Annotated in this window: 17 protein-coding genes; 6 read left to right on the top strand and 11 right to left on the bottom strand. The window is 36.4% G+C overall.

Annotation, left to right across the window (positions count from 1 at the left end; genetic code table 11):
- Positions 1-4: 4 nt before the first annotated feature.
- The 9 genes from FEE95_RS10870 to FEE95_RS10830 form a co-directional block, all read right to left on the bottom strand.
- Positions 5-1972 (bottom strand): histidine kinase dimerization/phosphoacceptor domain -containing protein, encoded by a 1968-nt coding sequence (locus FEE95_RS10870; RefSeq protein ID WP_138657970.1) that lies wholly within the window; start codon positions 1970-1972, stop codon positions 5-7.
- Positions 1973-2462: 490 nt separating this feature from the next.
- A complete protein-coding gene (locus FEE95_RS10865; RefSeq protein ID WP_138657969.1) occupies positions 2463-3218 on the bottom strand; it encodes a LytR/AlgR family response regulator transcription factor in 756 nt (251 codons plus the stop codon).
- A 31-nt stretch (positions 3219-3249) separates the two neighbouring features.
- Positions 3250-4152 (bottom strand): 1,4-dihydroxy-2-naphthoate octaprenyltransferase, encoded by a 903-nt coding sequence (gene menA, locus FEE95_RS10860; RefSeq protein WP_138657968.1) that lies wholly within the window; start codon positions 4150-4152, stop codon positions 3250-3252.
- 2 nt (positions 4153-4154) lie between these two features.
- Positions 4155-4757: an SPOR domain-containing protein gene (locus FEE95_RS10855; RefSeq protein ID WP_138657967.1), complete on the bottom strand. Its 603-nt coding sequence runs from the start codon at positions 4755-4757 to the stop codon at positions 4155-4157.
- A gap of 193 nt (positions 4758-4950) precedes the next feature.
- On the bottom strand, positions 4951-5781 hold the full coding sequence (locus FEE95_RS10850; RefSeq protein WP_138657966.1) for a CvfB family protein: 831 nt from the start codon (positions 5779-5781) through the stop codon (positions 4951-4953).
- Between the two features lie 99 nt (positions 5782-5880).
- The gene (locus tag FEE95_RS10845) at positions 5881-6219 is read right to left on the bottom strand and encodes a DUF2853 family protein (RefSeq protein WP_138657965.1); all 339 of its coding nucleotides are present in this window, start codon (positions 6217-6219) and stop codon (positions 5881-5883) included.
- A 35-nt stretch (positions 6220-6254) separates the two neighbouring features.
- Positions 6255-7997 (bottom strand): 2-succinyl-5-enolpyruvyl-6-hydroxy-3-cyclohexene-1-carboxylic-acid synthase, encoded by a 1743-nt coding sequence (gene menD / locus FEE95_RS10840; RefSeq protein ID WP_138657964.1) that lies wholly within the window; start codon positions 7995-7997, stop codon positions 6255-6257.
- Positions 7998-8047: 50 nt separating this feature from the next.
- Positions 8048-9160, bottom strand: coding sequence for a chorismate-binding protein (locus FEE95_RS10835; protein ID WP_138657963.1), 1113 nt, complete (start codon positions 9158-9160; stop codon positions 8048-8050).
- Between the two features lies 1 nt (position 9161).
- Positions 9162-9584, bottom strand: a complete 423-nt coding sequence (locus tag FEE95_RS10830; protein WP_138657962.1) for a PaaI family thioesterase — start codon at positions 9582-9584, stop codon at positions 9162-9164.
- Between the two features lie 70 nt (positions 9585-9654).
- Here FEE95_RS10830 and FEE95_RS10825 point away from each other — a divergent pair, with 70 nt between their 5' ends.
- Genes FEE95_RS10825 through FEE95_RS10815 form a run of 3 tightly spaced genes read left to right on the top strand, consistent with a single transcriptional unit; the run spans position 9655 to position 11442 of the window.
- The gene (locus FEE95_RS10825; protein WP_138657961.1) at positions 9655-10299 is read left to right on the top strand and encodes an alpha/beta hydrolase; all 645 of its coding nucleotides are present in this window, start codon (positions 9655-9657) and stop codon (positions 10297-10299) included.
- 1 nt (position 10300) lies between these two features.
- On the top strand, positions 10301-10879 hold the full coding sequence (locus FEE95_RS10820; RefSeq protein ID WP_138657960.1) for a GNAT family N-acetyltransferase: 579 nt from the start codon (positions 10301-10303) through the stop codon (positions 10877-10879).
- Positions 10879-11442 carry a GNAT family N-acetyltransferase gene (locus tag FEE95_RS10815; RefSeq protein WP_138657959.1) on the top strand — a complete coding sequence of 188 codons (564 nt, stop codon included), beginning with the start codon at positions 10879-10881 and terminating at the stop codon, positions 11440-11442. Before FEE95_RS10820 ends, FEE95_RS10815 begins: the two co-directional genes overlap by 1 nt.
- Positions 11443-11444: 2 nt before the next feature.
- Here FEE95_RS10815 and FEE95_RS10810 read toward each other — a convergent pair whose 3' ends face one another.
- Both FEE95_RS10810 and dnaK read right to left on the bottom strand, forming a co-directional pair.
- On the bottom strand, positions 11445-12365 hold the full coding sequence (locus FEE95_RS10810) for a hypothetical protein (protein WP_138657958.1): 921 nt from the start codon (positions 12363-12365) through the stop codon (positions 11445-11447).
- 152 nt (positions 12366-12517) lie between these two features.
- Entirely contained in the window at positions 12518-14431 is a 1914-nt protein-coding gene (gene dnaK / locus FEE95_RS10805) for a molecular chaperone DnaK (protein ID WP_138657957.1), read from the bottom strand.
- Positions 14432-14617: 186 nt separating this feature from the next.
- Between dnaK and FEE95_RS10800 the strand changes: the two genes are divergently transcribed.
- Genes FEE95_RS10800 through FEE95_RS10790 form a run of 3 tightly spaced genes read left to right on the top strand, consistent with a single transcriptional unit; the run spans position 14618 to position 16579 of the window.
- Positions 14618-15784 (top strand): Gfo/Idh/MocA family protein, encoded by a 1167-nt coding sequence (locus tag FEE95_RS10800; RefSeq protein WP_138657956.1) that lies wholly within the window; start codon positions 14618-14620, stop codon positions 15782-15784.
- A complete protein-coding gene (locus FEE95_RS10795; protein ID WP_138657955.1) occupies positions 15781-16215 on the top strand; it encodes a DUF1801 domain-containing protein in 435 nt (144 codons plus the stop codon). Before FEE95_RS10800 ends, FEE95_RS10795 begins: the two co-directional genes overlap by 4 nt.
- Positions 16208-16579: a hypothetical protein gene (locus FEE95_RS10790; protein WP_138657954.1), complete on the top strand. Its 372-nt coding sequence runs from the start codon at positions 16208-16210 to the stop codon at positions 16577-16579. Before FEE95_RS10795 ends, FEE95_RS10790 begins: the two co-directional genes overlap by 8 nt.
- The last annotated feature ends 225 nt before the right edge of the window (positions 16580-16804 follow it).

Here is a 16804-nt window from a genome sequence, read left to right as displayed (position 1 = left end):
TAAATTACTTAAAGTTAAACCAAAAGCGAACACCATCAGAGGTTTTATCGATGTTCAAGTTGGATTGAAGCTGATTTACCAAGCGGTTCATTAAGCGAATACCCATAGATGAGTTCGCTCTATCATCTGTATCTTCAGGAAGTCCAACTCCATTATCCGTATACTCGAAGAAGCCTTCTTGCTCGGCTATCTTACGCAAATGAATATAGATTTTACCATCATCATCATTTTTTGGAAAAGCATATTTAAATGAGTTGGAAACCAATTCGTTTAAAATAAGTCCAAACGGAATGGCGCGGTCAATGTCCAATTCTACGCCTTCTGCATCAATTGTAATGTTGATATTATGCCCCCCTTTTTTATAAACAGATTGTACACTATTAATCAAACTCTCAATGTAACCTTGCATTTCAATTACGGAAAGGTCATCATTTTGATATAGCTTTTGATGGATTAAAGCCATAGCCTTTACACGGCTCTTTCCTTCTTCCAAGGCTTCAATAGCGGCCTTACTTCTTGTATTCTTGGTTTGTAGACTTAATAAGCTTGAAACCATCTGTAAGTTGTTCTTAACCCTATGGTGAATTTCCTTTAATAACGAGTCTTTTTCGACAAGAGAGTTTTCAATGATATGTTTTTGTTCAGCAATCAAACGTTGATTCTTAATACTTTTTAGGTAAGCGTAGACTAGACCTGCAAAACCCAAAAGAGTAAAAATCAATGAGATAAAAACCATTTGAATTCTATTCTCTTGCAAAACCATTTCATTTTTAGATTTTGCAAGTGCCTCTTTCTGCTCTTGGATTCTCAACTTAGTATAAGCTTTGTCTTCAGAAATCAAGGTAGCGCGTTGTTTATCACGAATTTCGGTTTTGTTTGCACTTATTGAGTCTCGGATTCTTATATTCTTTTTCAAATACACTGCTTCATTCCTATAGTCCCCTGTTTTGTCATAGTAAGATGCAAGCAACCTATTCTTTTTTGTAATATTTTCAAGCTTTTGCGGTTGAGGACCGTCAGATAAAAAGTCCGTAGTTTTTTCAAAATCACCAAGCTGTAAATAGCATTCTGCAATGGCAAGTCGGTTTTCAACAAGATCGGATGAAAATTTATCCTTGTTAAACTCCTTTATTGTAGCTATACTATTCTCTAAATGAGGAATCGCCTCTTCAAATTGTTTTAAAAGAACAAAACACTTTCCAATATTACCTTCAATAATTCCTCTTAAAGTCTCACTTTCATTGAGCGTCTTTTCCGATTTCACTTTGGTGACATCACTTAAAAATATCTTTACAAAACCTGAGGCTTTATTATAGTAAGTCAAGGCTGTTGGGTAAGATCTATCTAACCTTAAATAGTTTCCAACATTATTATCAAAAATCGCTTTGCCCAAATAATCATTGTCATCAACATTTTTTTGTTCCTCTAGAATATAATCGTCCATGGCCTTTCGATGTAGGCCTAAGTTGGAGTAGATATCGTAAAAGGCGACATTCTCGGTTATACCCAGAGCTTTCTTCTCTTTTCTGATATCTATTTGCTCGGAATATAGTTCTAATTGTGAATAAGTCTTATCCATCAAATCCAATAAGGTGGATTTTGTTTCGAGACTCCAAGATTCTTTTTCCTTGTATAGTTCTTTTTCAATGGCCAAACTCTTGTCATAATCTCCTATATCATGAAAGATTTGAGCTTGAACTAGCTTGTAGTAATTAATAGCTATAGAGTCTTTTAGCTTTTCTGAGTTATTGAGGTAAACGTTCACTTCGTCCAACCAATCAAACCCTGAATTTTGATTGTATCTATTAGGTGTATTAAAAAAGAATTTGAAACGCTCTTCCGCACTTTTGGTTCCCTGAAATTCTTGAAAATAACTTTGATCTGTTGGCAAATCATCTTGAGCAAAAACCAAATTCAGGCTAGAAGCAAAGATAAAAAGGAAGGTTAAGATTTTGCCAAGCTGTTTTTTCATATTCTTATTCAATCAATACCAAATCTACTTGGTATGTTGCTTTCGGTAAATTCTGTTTTGAGTAAATCTTATGGTCTTACTAAAACGTAGAATTATACTCCCGATTGTGTTCTCTAATATTCGGTTCAAAATCATTCGATTATCACAGCAATCAATCGTTTTGGTTAAAATATTATTTAACCAAAAAAAGCCGTACAACCAAGTACACAGCCTTTACAATTAAATTCAACTAAAATTAAGGATAAGGTCTGGGACACCTTTTTAGGTTTTTCAAAAATATTACAATGCTTTTAAAAAACTGGGATAATGTTGTGTAAGGCCTGTTTTTTGTTGTGAAAATCAAATTCTTCAGAAATGTTTGTATTTTATCGGATATATGTGCATTTCATGGAGCTTTCAAAGATTTGCAAATACTCAAATTTTAAGATTTCAGCATAAAAAAGGAACCATTTCTGGTTCCTAATATTATTAGAAAGATCAAACTTTTTCGCTAAGAATTCATAGCCGAAATAATGAACTCTTTAAAATCTTTAGATATTGGAATTAAATTATTATTTATCATAATATCTTTGGAATTTATGGCATCAATGTGATCAACATTTACAATATATGATTTGTGCGCTCTATAGAATTTATTCTTTGGAAGTTTCTCAAGATAATCCTTTAAAGGAGAACGTACCAAGAATTTCTTATCTACCGTATTTACCTCCAAATAAACATTATCAGCTTTGATAAATTGAATATCACCAAACTGAATGCGATAGTACAGATGTTGCTTCTTGACGAAAATAGAATCTTTTAAAACAGAATTCGACATCGGCACATCATCTTGCGTAATAGGGGTATTATTTCCTTTCTCTCCTGTACCGTATGTGAAATTTGAAAGTGCTATTTCAATCGAAGTGTAGAGGTCTTGTTGTTCAAAAGGTTTTACCAAATAACCATTTGGCTTCACGGTTTTTGCATTTTCTACTGTAGCTCTATCGGAGTTAGAGGTAACGAATATGAAAGGAATATCATAGTTTTCACGGATGTGCTTACCCAAATCGATACCAGTTTTATCTGAGGCAAGTATAATATCAATTAAGACAAGGTCTACTTGTTGGGTTTTTAAGACTTCTTCGGCTTGCTCATAGACAATTACATTATCTACAATCTCATAACCAATTTCTTCTAGCATAGACTGCATATCGTCGGCAATGATTACATTGTCTTCTACGATAAGTATTCTAATAGGTTGTTCCAAGGTCGTTGCGGTTTAGATGGTTAGACTTCTTCTAGTTAATTAATGTTATATAAAACAGTATGGCCAAGAGAAACGTACTTAAAGCCAGTTTTTTTAATTCGGGATCTAGCAATACAGGTTCTTTAGTCCTACTTACTTTTCTAATATGTATAAACACTGGTACAAAAGCAACTAACGGAATAGCTTGATACCACGCTTGTGCATTGAAGACAATAAAAAATAGCATGGATATAAAAGCCATAACAATAAGAGCGTAGTGATACTTTTTACCACTTTGAAACCCCATTTTTACAATCATTGTGTTTTTATTTGCCTTTCTATCGGACTCAAAATCCCTAAGGTTGTTCAAATTTAAAACTCCAGTACTCAGCAGTCCAACAGAAATAGCTGGAAGCAAAGCAGAGACAGTTATAAACTTTGTATACAAAAACAAAGATCCTAAAACAGCTAGTAATCCAAAGAAGAGAAAAACGAAAATATCGCCCAATCCCTTGTATCCATATGCAGATTTACCTACTGTGTATTTTATCGCCGCCCAAATACTAAGAAATCCTAGAACGCCAAATAATGCAAAATATTCTATGTTTTCGATTCCAAATGAAAAATAAAGTACTGACGCCACCAAAACCAGACAAATCGCAACTGAAATAATTATCCCATTTTTGAGTTCTGTCCGTGTGAGCAATCCACTCTGGAAGGCTCTCTTAGGACCTATTCTGTCCTCGTTATCCGTGCCCTTGACACCATCACCATAATCGTTGGCGAAATTAGATGTAACTTGAAAACCTATTGTTGTTAACAAAGCTAGAATGAATATTAGTGAGTCATTTTTTCCGTAGAAATTGGCAAGTGCCGTGCCGACAAAAACACCTGAAACCGATAACGGAAGTGTTCTTAATCTAGCCGCGTTTAACCATGCAGCAATCTTGGACAAAATTAATACGGATCTTCGATTTGAATTCTTTTCCCCTCTTTATAAGAAGCCACGAAGGCATCTTTAAAGCCAATGTCTACCAATTGCTTTCTAAACAATTGGGCTTCCTTAAGTGTCTCGAAATTTCCTAATGAATAGGAATAAAATGGATTGGTCTTTACAAATAGTGTATTGGTAAGTGCTTCTGAAGCCAGCGTCACGTTATTATCTACAAATGATTTAACTTGAACAGAATATACTTTTTCTTTCTCCAAGAAATTTTTTGCCAAGTAGAATTCCTTTACCAAACTCAATTCTTGGTTTTGCTCTCTCAAATTGTCGATTCTAACTTTAATAGCGTCAAGACTATCAATGGAAACCAATAAGTTATTTTGTTGCTCTAAGTTATTGGGGTTACTTAGTCTTCCTGCGTTGAATAAGAAAAGTCCCAGAAGGCCAAAGATAAAAAGACCGGTTGTAGCACCTAAGACATTCCGCTGAATTTTACTCGATTTCAGCTCTTTATTCTTAATTTTTATTTGATCTAAGAGACGTTCATTTATGATTTGCGCCTTGTCAATATCCTTGTGCAATTCGAGTAAATCGCTTTCTTCTATGAATGGCATTTAGTTGAGTTTTAGGGGGTGTTTCTCGTTAAAGTTAATCAAAATACAGGGACTGTTATTAAATAGTATACATCAATGTTGTAAAAATAGAATTTTTAGTGGTCTATCAAAGAAAAAACGTTGTTAAATGTATTTTAGCTCATTGATTTCCATTTGCTTATCGACCAAATGCCCGTCCTTTTTATTAACAATCTCAAAGCGCATGAATTCCATCGTTCTTAATTTCAATTTTTCTTGCCTTATATAACGTACCTATGCCCTTCTTAAATGTCTTTTTACTCATCTGAAGTTCTTGACGTATCGCCTCTGGATCTGATTTATCATGCAAAGGAAGATAGCCGCCATGAGCCTCAAGGGTTTCGTAAATTTTATTCGCAGCCGGTTCTAATATCTTTTCTCCCAAAGGTTGTAAAGAAACATCAATTTTGTTATCGCTCCTTATTCCTTTAATAATACCTGGCATTACATCACCAATTGCAATTTCTTTAAAAACTTCATTAAAATATACCAATCCTTTGTGGGTGTTGTTTATAATAACTTCCCACCCTAAGTCCGTTTGCCTAGTAATAATCAAATCTACTTTTTCACGGACTCTAACTGTAAGTTCGTCATTGCTTACAAATCTGTCTAACTTATTCGATGCTACCAAACGGTTGCTTTTTTTATCCAAAAAACAAAAAACAACATACCATTGTCCTTCTTGCATCTTACTTCGCTGTTCTCTAAAAGGCACTAGAAGATGTTTTTCCAATCCCCAATCTAAAAACGCTCCATATTCATTTACATCAACTACCTTGAGAAGTTGGAACTCATTAACCAAAATACCAGGTTCTAGGTTCGTCGCCACTGGACGTTCATCATAATCGAGATAACAAAAAACCTCTAACTTGTCTCCTATCTCATATGCCTCAGGGACATATTTGTTCGGAAGCAAAATATCATTGCCTTCACCATCTCCTAAAAAAAGACCTACACTCGTACTTCTGAGTATTTCAAGGGTATTGTATTCTCCTAATCGTATCATCTGGCAAAAATACATTTAATACGCGATTAAGACTATCAGATATTAAAAAAGCCATTCTATAAAAAGAATGGCTTTAAAAATTTAGGCGTTAGAATCTTTCTAATAAACAGATTCCTTATTGAAGTGCTTACAGAGCATGTAATATACCACAGCTCTATGCTTGTTTCTGTTAGCAGAGCCATATTTGTCCATAACGGCTTTTATGCCGTCCATTAATTTTGGACTATCACTCATTCCAAGCTTCTTAATCAAATAGTTGTTTTTCACAGTTTCAAGTTCCTTTTCGTCTGAACCTGATACTTTCGAGGCATCAATGTTATAAATAGAGGGTCCAAGACCAATGGTTACTTTTGTAAGTAAATCCATATTTGCACTTTCCCCGAATTTGTCTTTAATGTCTGCAGCGTACTTTACGATTAGATCGTCTCTTTTACTCATAATAGTTAGTGTTCAATATAATGGTTAATAAAACTCTAAGATATAAAATCGAAATAACCGAGCAAAATTTTATCATTCAATATTCTAGGAGTTGAAACCTCCAATAATCTCGGGCGTTCGGAAGGTTCGTAAAAAGCAGAGGTGGCAAAGTTTAGACCGTTTTCTGAGTCCGCAAAAAAATATTCAAAGTTAAACAGTTCACAGTATTTTCTTACATTAAGATTATGTTTTGTTTCAAAAAATCTTTCAAATTTTGCCGTGTTTTCTTTCCCTGGCAGTATTCTAAAGATACCACCGCCGTCATTGTTGATGACTATTATTCGAAAGTCGGCTCTTATATATTCGTTCCACAAACCATTGCTGTCGTATAAGAAACTTAAGTCACCGGTGATAAACAAAGTCGGAATGTCTTTATATATTGAAGCCCCAATAGCTGTGGAAGTACTTCCATCAATACCACTTGTTCCTCTATTGCAAAAAACCTGTAATGAAGGGTTTAAATCAAATAGTTGGGCATAGCGAATAGTAGAGCTGTTAGCCAATTGCAATTGATAATTCTCGGGTACACTTTCGCTAATACGATGAAAGGCAAGCATATCTGAGAAGCCGATTTGCTCAACATACTCCTTGCGTTTCAGTTCATATCGCTGCCTTACGGAATTCCAATTGCGAAAATACGCACTAGAAGAAGTATTTTGAAGTATATTTTTAAATCTTCCAAAAAAAGTATTGACATTCATTTTGAAATGGATTGACAACGAAAAAAAAGTATCGTACGCTTTCACCGGATCAATATGCCAATGATGCGCGGGCTTGTATTCTCTTAGGAATGCTTTAATTTTCTTTGAAACAATTAGTCCACCAAAAGTTAGAAGCACATCAGGCTGTAGTTCTAAGAACAGTTTTTCTTTTTCCTCGGATTTCTCAATCGGTGCAATGATACTATCCACACTTGGGAAGAAATTTGAGTGATGCAAATTAGAAGTTGTTTCGGTAAGTACAATTACAGAAGGGTCATTTCCAAGAAGATCTAAAAATTCCTGTTCGATTTTATTGGGGTCATTTACCCCTACTAAAACCAACTTCTTTACGGAAGCGTTCCATATTTCAGCGCAATTGGGAATATGTTCCAAACCTCGTGCCTCAGGTTCTTTGATATCCTTTATCTCAGGCGAAACTGAAGGTTCGGCCAACCTGTTGTATAATGGCTCCTCAAAACGAACATTAATATGAACAGGCAGACCGGTTGTAATCGCGGTTTCCAATGCTTTGTTGAGCTCAGCATCGTTGTAACCTTGAATATCCTTTTGTGTATTTTTTAGAAGTTCAGGCGCATATCTTTCAATACGATCAAGCGCATGATTTACATCTTGTTTTAAATTAGCAGAATACCCTATATGCCTATGAAAAACATCATCTTGCCGAATGGTTTGTCCATCACCAACATCAATTTTATAACTAGGTCTATCCGCGGAAATAACCACTAAAGGAATATCGCTATAAAAAGCCTCTGTAACTGCAGGGTAATAATTTAACAACGCACTTCCAGAAGTACAAACCACCGCTACGGGTTCTCGCAGCTGCTGTGCTATTCCCAAAGCGAAAAAAGCAGCGCATCGCTCATCTACAATACTAAAACATTTGAAATAAGAATCCTCAGTAAAGCCAATGGTCAAGGGAGCATTTCGGGAACCAGGCGATATCACAATATTCTGAACGCCTTTTGCCTTACAATGCGCCACAACCGATTGTGCAGCGTGAATACTGGAGTATTTCATTGAACACAAAAATACAACGCAAAGAATTAGTAACCCAATAGAATGTAATTCTAATCTATAGCAAATACTTGTAGCATCGTTTTGCTCTTCGCTACCGTCTCCCGCCATTCTTTTTCGGGTTCGGAATCTTGGGTCACTCCTCCACCTACATAAATTTGGGCATTTGTGCCCTTGAGTTGCATACAGCGTAGATTAACAAAAAGTGTAGTTGTATTTTTGATAGACCGATACGCTTTGTTCTCTTGATTTCTTGAATTTGATGTCCGGTCTTTTTCAGATTTAATATTGAGTTCGCCGAGAAATCCGGTATAATATTCTCTATTGTAGTTTTCGTTTCCTAGAATAAAGTCTTTAGCGGACTCCATTGGCAAACCACATACCGCTGGGGTCGGATGCAAAGCTTTAACTATGCTTGCCAAATTCCCCTTTTCAATTCGTCCGGTAAGTTTGGTTCTTAGGTGCCATAAATTACCCGCACGAATGGATTCTCTTTCTCCAATATTCAGATTTGAAACGGAATTTTGGAGCACATTTGAAATATAATCGGTAACCAGCTGTTGCTCTTCAAATTCCTTGTTTCCCCATTCAGGACTTTTATCCGCTACATATTTTTTTGTTCCCGCCAAAGACATGGTCGTGAACTCCTGATTTTCTGTTTTTAATAAGATCTCTGGTGTTGCCCCCAGCCAGGTTCCTATTTTTGGATGATACCATAAATAACAAAAAGCATTCCTGTATGTATCCAACAATTTTTGAAATAAATCAATAGGACTGGTCACACATTCCGTTTCAACTTTTCTGGAAAGCACTACTTTCTTGAATTCTCCTTGCTTGATATGGGTGATTCCCTTCTCAATCAAGTTGATATGAAGAGCTTTTCGGGATTGATTAACCTGAACGGAATTCCCTAACTCAAATGTAGTTTTGAATTGAGGAAAATAATCCTCGGACATATTGGTGTCAGATTGCATTAAAACTGAAGGTTCTTGAGAATCAAAAGGTGCAAAAACAAATCCCGATTCCGTAAAATCTTTTACATAGCGAATATCTGAATCTTCCTGAAGAATAGCTTTAACAGAAGTTTCTTTAGGTTTTCGATACACCACAAAAGGTAACTCCTTGGTATATTGATCAACAACAGTTTTAAGAAGCTCAAAAAACATATTATTTTCTAGGTAAAGAGATGGTAGTCAATTTGCAAAGTGAAATCAAATTACCCTCAGTATCGGTCACCTTAATCTCCCAAAGTTGCGTTGTACGGCCTTTATGTATGATTATGGCTTTAGCGAATACTTCTCCTTCTTTAATACTCTTTACATGATTGGCGGCAATTTCAATTCCGCGAACAAATACTTTTTGCGCATCCATAAAAATATAGGAAGCTGTACTTCCAACACTTTCGGCAAGAGCCACTGTGGCACCACCATGTAAAACACCATCAGGTTGGTGAACTCTTGGATTTACAGGCATTTTTGCGACCAAAAAATCCTCTCCTACATCAATGTATTCAATTTCCAAAGTTTCCATCAAGGTGTTTGTCGATGATTCGTTACATACCTTGAGAATTTTCTCTTTGTATTCGTTCATGAAAGTTTTTTTGTAAAATTAAGCATTACACATCCAATAAAGAGTCTATTTTTATAATAGATTTAAAACCATGAACAAACACGAAAAACAGGTCACTTACCAGACTACAAATACCTATGAAACCCTAAATCGTTTCACAAAAAAAACAAAGAATATTTGGGTCGTCCTTCATGGAATTGGTTATCTAAGCAAATATTTTATTCGGTATTTTGATGAGCTTAATCCCGATGAAAATTACATTATCGCTCCTCAAGCTCCAGCCAAATATTATTTGAAAAATGAATACAAATATGTGGGTGCTAGTTGGTTGACAAAGGAAAATCGAGTTTTAGAAACTAACAATGTTTTGGCCTATTTAGACGCGGTGTATGCGGCGGAGGAATTTCCGGCGGATTGCAATCTGATTATTTTCGGATTCTCTCAAGGAGTTTCTATAGCCACCCGATGGATTGCCTCGCGAAAAATACAGTGCAGTAAGATGATTCTTTATGCTGGGGGAATTCCCAAAGAGCTAACTCCGGAAAACTTCACATTTTTAAACTATCAAGAAACAGGAGTTACTGTAATCGTTGGAGACAAAGACCAGTACTTAACTGGTGAGGTCATGAAATATGAAACTGCCCGAATAAAAGAGTTATTCCGTGGAAAGGCAAAACAAAAAATTTTTAAAGGAGGACATGAAGTGAAAAAAGAAATTATTAATGAAATAGTTTGACATGGGAGAATTTCCACAACTTGTAGCGAAGCGTTTGATTTTAGATCAAATAAAACCTGCGGATATTTCAGCTATTGTTTCCTATGCAGGAAATATAAAGATTGTTGAGAATACGCGCTCTATGCCCCATCCTTACCATGAAGAAGATGCCATTTCTTGGATGAATATGGCCAATCAAGGTTTCAAAAACAAAGACAATTATATCTTCGCTATGCGTCTTAAAGATACCCATGCTTTTGTCGGCGGTATCGGCCTAACCCTTGACATACAAAACAATAGAGCAGAATTAGGATATTGGTTAGCGGAGGGTTATTGGAATCGTGGATTAACCACTGAAGCAGTGCAAGCCATACTACAATTCGGATTCGAAGAGCTAAACCTCAACAAGATTATTGCGGTTTATATTACCACCAATGCCGCCTCAGGAAAGGTAATGATAAAAAATGGAATGGTAAAAGAAGGGGAATTCAAAGACCATGACGTAAAAAAAGATCATACCATTGCAGATGACCAATACGTCTCCCTAATTCAATACCGTATGCTCAAAAGTGAATACGAATTATTCAAAGTTGAACGCTAATGAAACTGGATTTCACTCCTACTTTAGAAAATGATTTTGTAAAACTTTCGCCTTTGACTATGGATAACTTCCATGAACTAATTCCAATAGCATCGCAGGAAAAATTGGTGCAGTATTCCCCCTCAGATATAGAAACACCTGAAAGCTTGAAAAGCTATGTGGAGATTGCATTAAATCTAAAGGAAAATGGCACGAGTATTCCTTTTATCATATTCGACAAAAGAAAACAACAGTATGCTGGAAGCACTAGATATATGAATATCAATCTCAAAAACAAAGTTTTGGAAATTGGTTCAACATGGATTGGTAAAGAATTTCAAGGAACAGGATTAAATTCTCAAATGAAGTTTTTAATGCTAAATCATGTCTTTAATAATATGGATTTTGAAAAAGTCGAGTTTCGAGTAGATGAACGAAATATGGCCTCAAGAAAGGCAGTGGAAAAACTAGGTTGTACTTTAGAAGGAATTCTTCGTGAGAACGTTTATCTCTTAGATGGTTTCAAAAGAAACACCTGCTGTTATGGGCTTTTGAAAAGTGAGTGGGAAGCTCTTAAAGAATAAAACTACTCCTCCTTGACCTCTGCAATACTCTCGTAGTAACTAATTTTACGGGTTTTATAGGTATTGTCCGGAGTAATGATCTCCTTAATCCAATTCCCGTTTTCATCAAATTGATAAATATATTCTTTAGTCTCCAGAACTTTTCCCACCTGAATTTCTATTTTAGATAGCACACCACTTTCATCATAAGCAAACCCAGCTGTTTCCACGTTAGCGAGCTTCCTAGTCTTTGGGTTTCTAAAAAATTTCGTGGATGAAATCAATTTATCAGCCCCATCAAAATTTTCTTCCAATGCCGAATTTGCAACCCCATCGAGAAACTTCCTCGTGAGTACATTACGACTGATAATACTATCCTGCTCCTTTATTACCGATGTTCTAACAGTTTTCTGAACCACCCCGCTTAAGGTATACGTTTGGGTTTGCTCGCCTTTGACATCAGTATACGTTACAAAAGTTTCGTCGATACCACTATCGTTGGTATGTACAATTTTGAAGATAGAATCATTCTTAAAAAAGTATTCATATTGGTCTAAGAACTCTTTATTATAGGAGATAATCTTCTCTGTTATTTTTAAATTCAATAAAGAGTCAATGGTATAGAAACTCGCGATGGATGTGGATTTATCAAAAACATTATCGCGATAGTTTTCTAGACGTTTTTCCAACAACATTCCTTTGGAATACTTATAATAAGTGATGTCATAATCAGCATCATTGTAGCGTGTCACCGATTTCGAAAGCAATCCTTCTTCATTGAAATCATACTCCTCTTTACCGTATTTAGTACTCACCAAACAAGACTTCACACTGCCCTTCAAATCAAAATCGGCAACTGAGAAAATTTGAATCTCTTGAGCATTCATTCCCAACGGAAAGAGCATCAATACGATAAGAAATAAAACAGTGTATTTTTTTACCATAGCACAAAATTACTTGATATTCTTACAATTAAGAACAAAAGAGATGCCAAATCGACGTACGGTACCAGTTAAAACTAAGATTGAAGTTCTTAAAACGAAAAAAACCGCAAAGCTTTCGCCTTGCGGGTTTAATAATATATTCTAGAAAAGTATTACTTCACCTCTTCGAAGTCAACATCTTCTACATTATCGCCTTCAGCAGCATCTGCGGTTGCGCCTCCGCCACCTGTAGTGCCACTATCGTCTCCTGCACCTTGTGCTTCAGCTTGTGCTTTGTACATTTCTTCAGAAGCCACTTTCCAAGCTTCATTGATTTTCTCTAAAGCTGGAGTAACTACGGCAACATCTTTACTTTCGTAAGCCTTCTTCAACTCTTCTAAAGCTTCTTCGATTGGCTTTTTCTTGTCATCAGAAAGTTTCTCTCCGAACTCTGTCAATTGCTTTTCCGTTTGGAAAATCATACTGTCCGCTTCGTTCAACTTATCTGCAGTTTCCCTTGCAACTTTATCCGCTTCCGCATTTGCTTCTGCATCCGCTTTCATCTTTTGGATTTCCTCTTCAGTTAATCCAGATGACGCCTCTATACGGATGTCTTGCGTTTTGTTTGTTGCCTTGTCCGTTGCAGAAACTTTGATAATTCCGTTAGCATCGATATCGAAGGTTACTTCAATTTGGGGTGTTCCTCTTTGTGCTGGTGGAATTCCATCTAAGTGGAAACGACCGATTGTTTTATTATCCGCAGCCATTTGACGTTCTCCCTGTAGTACATGAATTTCTACAGAAGGTTGATTATCGGCAGCTGTAGAGAATACTTGAGACTTCTTTGTTGGAATGGTTGTATTCGCATCGATTAATCGTGTAAATACATTACCCATTGTTTCGATTCCTAAAGATAGAGGCGTAACATCAAGAAGTAAAACATCTTTTACATCTCCAGTCAAAACTCCACCTTGAATAGCAGCACCTACGGCAACAACCTCATCAGGATTCACACCTTTAGAAGGTGCTTTTCCAAAGAACTTCTCAACCGCTTCCTGAACTGCAGGAATACGTGTTGAACCACCAACTAAGATAATTTCATCAATATCACTCTTTGATAAACCAGCAGCTTTCATTGCAGTTTGACAAGGCTCGATTGTTCTTTTTACCAAATCTTCAATCAATTGCTCAAATTTTGCTCTTGACAATGTACGTACCAAATGTTTTGGTCCTGTAGCTGTAGCGGTAACATATGGTAAGTTGATTTCTGTTTGTGCAGAAGATGACAACTCAATTTTCGCTTTTTCAGCAGCTTCACGTAAACGTTGCAATGCCATGGCATCATCACGAAGGTCAATGCTCTCATCTTTCTTGAACTCATCAGCCAACCAATCGATAATCTTCTGGTCAACATCATCACCACCTAAATGTGTATCTCCATCCGTGGCCAATACCTCAAAAACTCCGTCACCCAATTCCAAGATAGAAACATCGTGCGTACCGCCGCCAAAGTCAAAAACAACGATTTTTTGGTCGGTATCTTTTTTGTCCATTCCGTAAGCTAATGACGCGGACGTCGGCTCGTTAATGATTCGTTCTACAGTCAAACCTGCAATCTCGCCAGCTTCTTTCGTGGCTTGACGTTGCGCATCATTAAAATAGGCAGGAACGGTAATTACCGCCCTTGTCACATCTTGGCCTAAATAATCCTCAGCCGTTTTCTTCATTTTTTGAAGAATCATTGCCGACAATTCTTGTGGAGAATATAAACGTCCATCAATATCAACTCTTGGGGTGTCATTATCTCCTTTAACTACCTTATAAGGTACACGGTCGGCTTCTTTTTTCGATTCCGAGAACTTGTTCCCCATAAATCTTTTTATGGAATAAATGGTATTATGTGGATTAGTCACCGCCTGTCTTTTGGCAGGGTCGCCCACTTTAATCTCACCACCTTCAACAAATGCGATTACGGATGGTGTAGTTCGTTTACCTTCCGCATTAGGGATAACCACTGGTTCATTACCCTCCATTACGGAGACGCAGGAGTTGGTCGTACCTAAATCTATTCCTATAATTTTACTCATTCTATATGTATTTATTTGTGCGTATTAATTTTTAGAATCGCTAAGGGAATGACAAACAATATGCCAAGGACATAAAACTGACAGGATGTCATTTTCTGATAACTATACCTTGCCCTACAGTTCTGAAGCATGTCCGATTATTTTCATAATTTACATGGAGTATTAACTAAATAAAGGGAAACAAATATGAAATCGGACAGACGTAAGTTTTTAACTAAAGGGCTTACTTCGGCCGCAGGAATAGCAGCTGCTTCAATGCTCCCTCTTACTATGTTTGGTAGCGACATCACCACACCAGAATTGATTGTTTTACCCAAAGAAAAACGCCCAAAACCCAAAGATGCTATTCGGTTTTCGGTAATAGGAATCAATCACGGTCATATCTATGGTATGGTGAATTCCTTAGTTAAAGGAGGCGGAACCTTGGTCGCGGTTTATGCCAAGGAACCCGACTTACTAAAACAATTTACCAAACGTTATCCTGATGTAAAAGTAGCTAGAAGCGAAGATGAAATCATAAACGACCCTGACATACAATTAGTTGCTAGTGCAGCTATTCCTGTTGAAAGAGCACCCATAGGTATTCGTGTCATGAAATCAGGTAAAGATTATATGGCCGATAAACCTGGTATTGTCACTTTTGAGCAATTTAACGAAGTAAAAAAAGTACAAAAAGAAACCAATCGCATTTATTCAATTAAATATAGCGAACGCTTGGCCAACCCTGCTTCAGTAAAAGCAGGGGAATTGGTCAAAGCCGGAGCAATTGGGAAAGTTGTTCAACTAATAGGTTTGGGTCCACATCGGATGCGTCCCGACAGTCGACCGGATTGGTTTTTTGAACCCGAAAAGGCCGGCGGTATTTTATGTGATATTGGTTCGCACCAATGTGATCAATTTTTATTCTACACGGACTCCAAGGAAGCAGAAGTCAGCTTTGCGCAAACGGGTAATTTCAATATCCCTGAATATCCGAACTATCGTGATTTTGGAGACATGAGCGTACGCAGCAAACATGCAACTGGTTATATTCGGATTGATTGGTTTACTCCGGAAGGGCTAGGTACTTGGGGTGATGGCAGAACCTTTATTTTGGGAACCGGAGGATACATCGAAATGAGAAAATATGTTGATATTTCAGGGCGCGAAGGTGGTAACCATTTGTTTTTAGTAAACCAGAAGGAAACCAAATATTTTGATTGTTCCAATGTCCATATGCCTTATGGTGAGCAATTGGTAAGCGATGTGGTCAACCGAACAGAAACGGCAATGACTCAAGACCATTGTTTCTTAGCCACCGAATTGGCTTTGACAGGTCAAAAGATGGCATTTCAGTTAAATACGAATTCATGACACAAGTAATCCTACAAAGTAATCCATCGGTCGAACTTAAGTTTAAAGGTTATCCTAAAGAAATAAAATCTAAGTTAGATTATCTTCGAAATCTGATTTTGGAGGTTGCATCAGAAAGTAATATCGAAGAACTTGAGGAGACCTTGAAATGGGGCGAACCGAGCTACTTGGCCAAAAAAGGAAGCACCCTCCGTATGGATTGGAAAACTAAAACTCCAAATCAATATGCCATGTATTTCAAGTGTACTTCGAAATTAATTGAAACCATTAGAAAAGTCTATGGTGATACATTTAAATATGAGAAGAATCGCGCGATTCTATTTAGTTTAGAAGATAAAGTCCCAAAGGAAGAACTAAAAGAATGTATTCGGTTAGCACTAAACTATCATTCACTAAAGCATCTGCCTTTACTAGGCTTATTGAATGAGTAAAATCTTTGATCTAGTATATCGAAGTTTAAAGTGGTTCGAAAAACTAACCGGACTTACCTATGAGGAACTGAATATCATTGTCTGGTATATCATTATCCCCTCAATTTTTGTTTATTTATTAGATCGGGTTTTGAAGGTCAACTATCTAAAAATCACCTTTACTTCAGTCGTTGTTCTCTCAATCATACTAATTCCCGATTTTGAAATTTTTTCAAAAAATCTATTTAAAAAATCAGTAAGCTTCTTAAACTGGTTTGATTACCTAGGCATCAATTATATCCAAGCTTCTGTATTGATTTGTGTTGTACTTCCCATAGTACTTCTTGCTCTTCTATTCTACTTTAAATTGAGAAGGAAACATTAGCAAAATACCTCAGGGTAAACCTCGAGGCACTTAAATCCATGCTATAGATCGAATAAAAGTTCATTGTTGGGATAAGTTGAAGTTTAGCAAATCAAAGCCAGCAACTTCAAATATGTCCTTGAAATAGATCAAAGAAAAAATCATAAACACTAAACTTAATTCGTTAATTAGACAAATATTAAAACAACTAACCACATGAACAAAATAATCGTATTACTAATCTGT

Source organism: Maribacter algarum (ex Zhang et al. 2020) (assembly GCF_005885635.1).
Lineage (GTDB): Bacteria > Bacteroidota > Bacteroidia > Flavobacteriales > Flavobacteriaceae > Maribacter_C > Maribacter_C algarum.
The sequence above is the reverse complement of the archived record's forward strand: the minus strand, read 5'-3'. Positions and strand labels throughout refer to the sequence as shown.

Excerpts from the sequence above, each read along its gene's own strand:
- FEE95_RS10815 (WP_138657959.1), top strand. The coding sequence starts at position 10,879 with ATGAAACTGGATTTCACTCCTACTTTAGAAAATGATTTTGTAAAACTT.
- FEE95_RS10800 (WP_138657956.1), top strand. The coding sequence starts at position 14,618 with ATGAAATCGGACAGACGTAAGTTTTTAACTAAAGGGCTTACTTCGGCC.
- dnaK (WP_138657957.1), bottom strand. The coding sequence starts at position 14,431 with ATGAGTAAAATTATAGGAATAGATTTAGGTACGACCAACTCCTGCGTC.
- FEE95_RS10855 (WP_138657967.1), bottom strand. The coding sequence starts at position 4,757 with ATGCCATTCATAGAAGAAAGCGATTTACTCGAATTGCACAAGGATATT.
- FEE95_RS10810 (WP_138657958.1), bottom strand. The coding sequence starts at position 12,365 with ATGGTAAAAAAATACACTGTTTTATTTCTTATCGTATTGATGCTCTTT.
- FEE95_RS10870 (WP_138657970.1), bottom strand. The coding sequence starts at position 1,972 with ATGAAAAAACAGCTTGGCAAAATCTTAACCTTCCTTTTTATCTTTGCT.
- FEE95_RS10825 (WP_138657961.1), top strand. The coding sequence starts at position 9,655 with ATGAACAAACACGAAAAACAGGTCACTTACCAGACTACAAATACCTAT.
- FEE95_RS10820 (WP_138657960.1), top strand. The coding sequence starts at position 10,301 with ATGGGAGAATTTCCACAACTTGTAGCGAAGCGTTTGATTTTAGATCAA.
- FEE95_RS10835 (WP_138657963.1), bottom strand. The coding sequence starts at position 9,160 with ATGTTTTTTGAGCTTCTTAAAACTGTTGTTGATCAATATACCAAGGAG.
- FEE95_RS10830 (WP_138657962.1), bottom strand. The coding sequence starts at position 9,584 with ATGAACGAATACAAAGAGAAAATTCTCAAGGTATGTAACGAATCATCG.
- menD (WP_138657964.1), bottom strand. The coding sequence starts at position 7,997 with ATGAAATACTCCAGTATTCACGCTGCACAATCGGTTGTGGCGCATTGT.
- FEE95_RS10850 (WP_138657966.1), bottom strand. The coding sequence starts at position 5,781 with ATGATACGATTAGGAGAATACAATACCCTTGAAATACTCAGAAGTACG.
- FEE95_RS10790 (WP_138657954.1), top strand. The coding sequence starts at position 16,208 with ATGAGTAAAATCTTTGATCTAGTATATCGAAGTTTAAAGTGGTTCGAA.
- FEE95_RS10845 (WP_138657965.1), bottom strand. The coding sequence starts at position 6,219 with ATGAGTAAAAGAGACGATCTAATCGTAAAGTACGCTGCAGACATTAAA.
- FEE95_RS10795 (WP_138657955.1), top strand. The coding sequence starts at position 15,781 with ATGACACAAGTAATCCTACAAAGTAATCCATCGGTCGAACTTAAGTTT.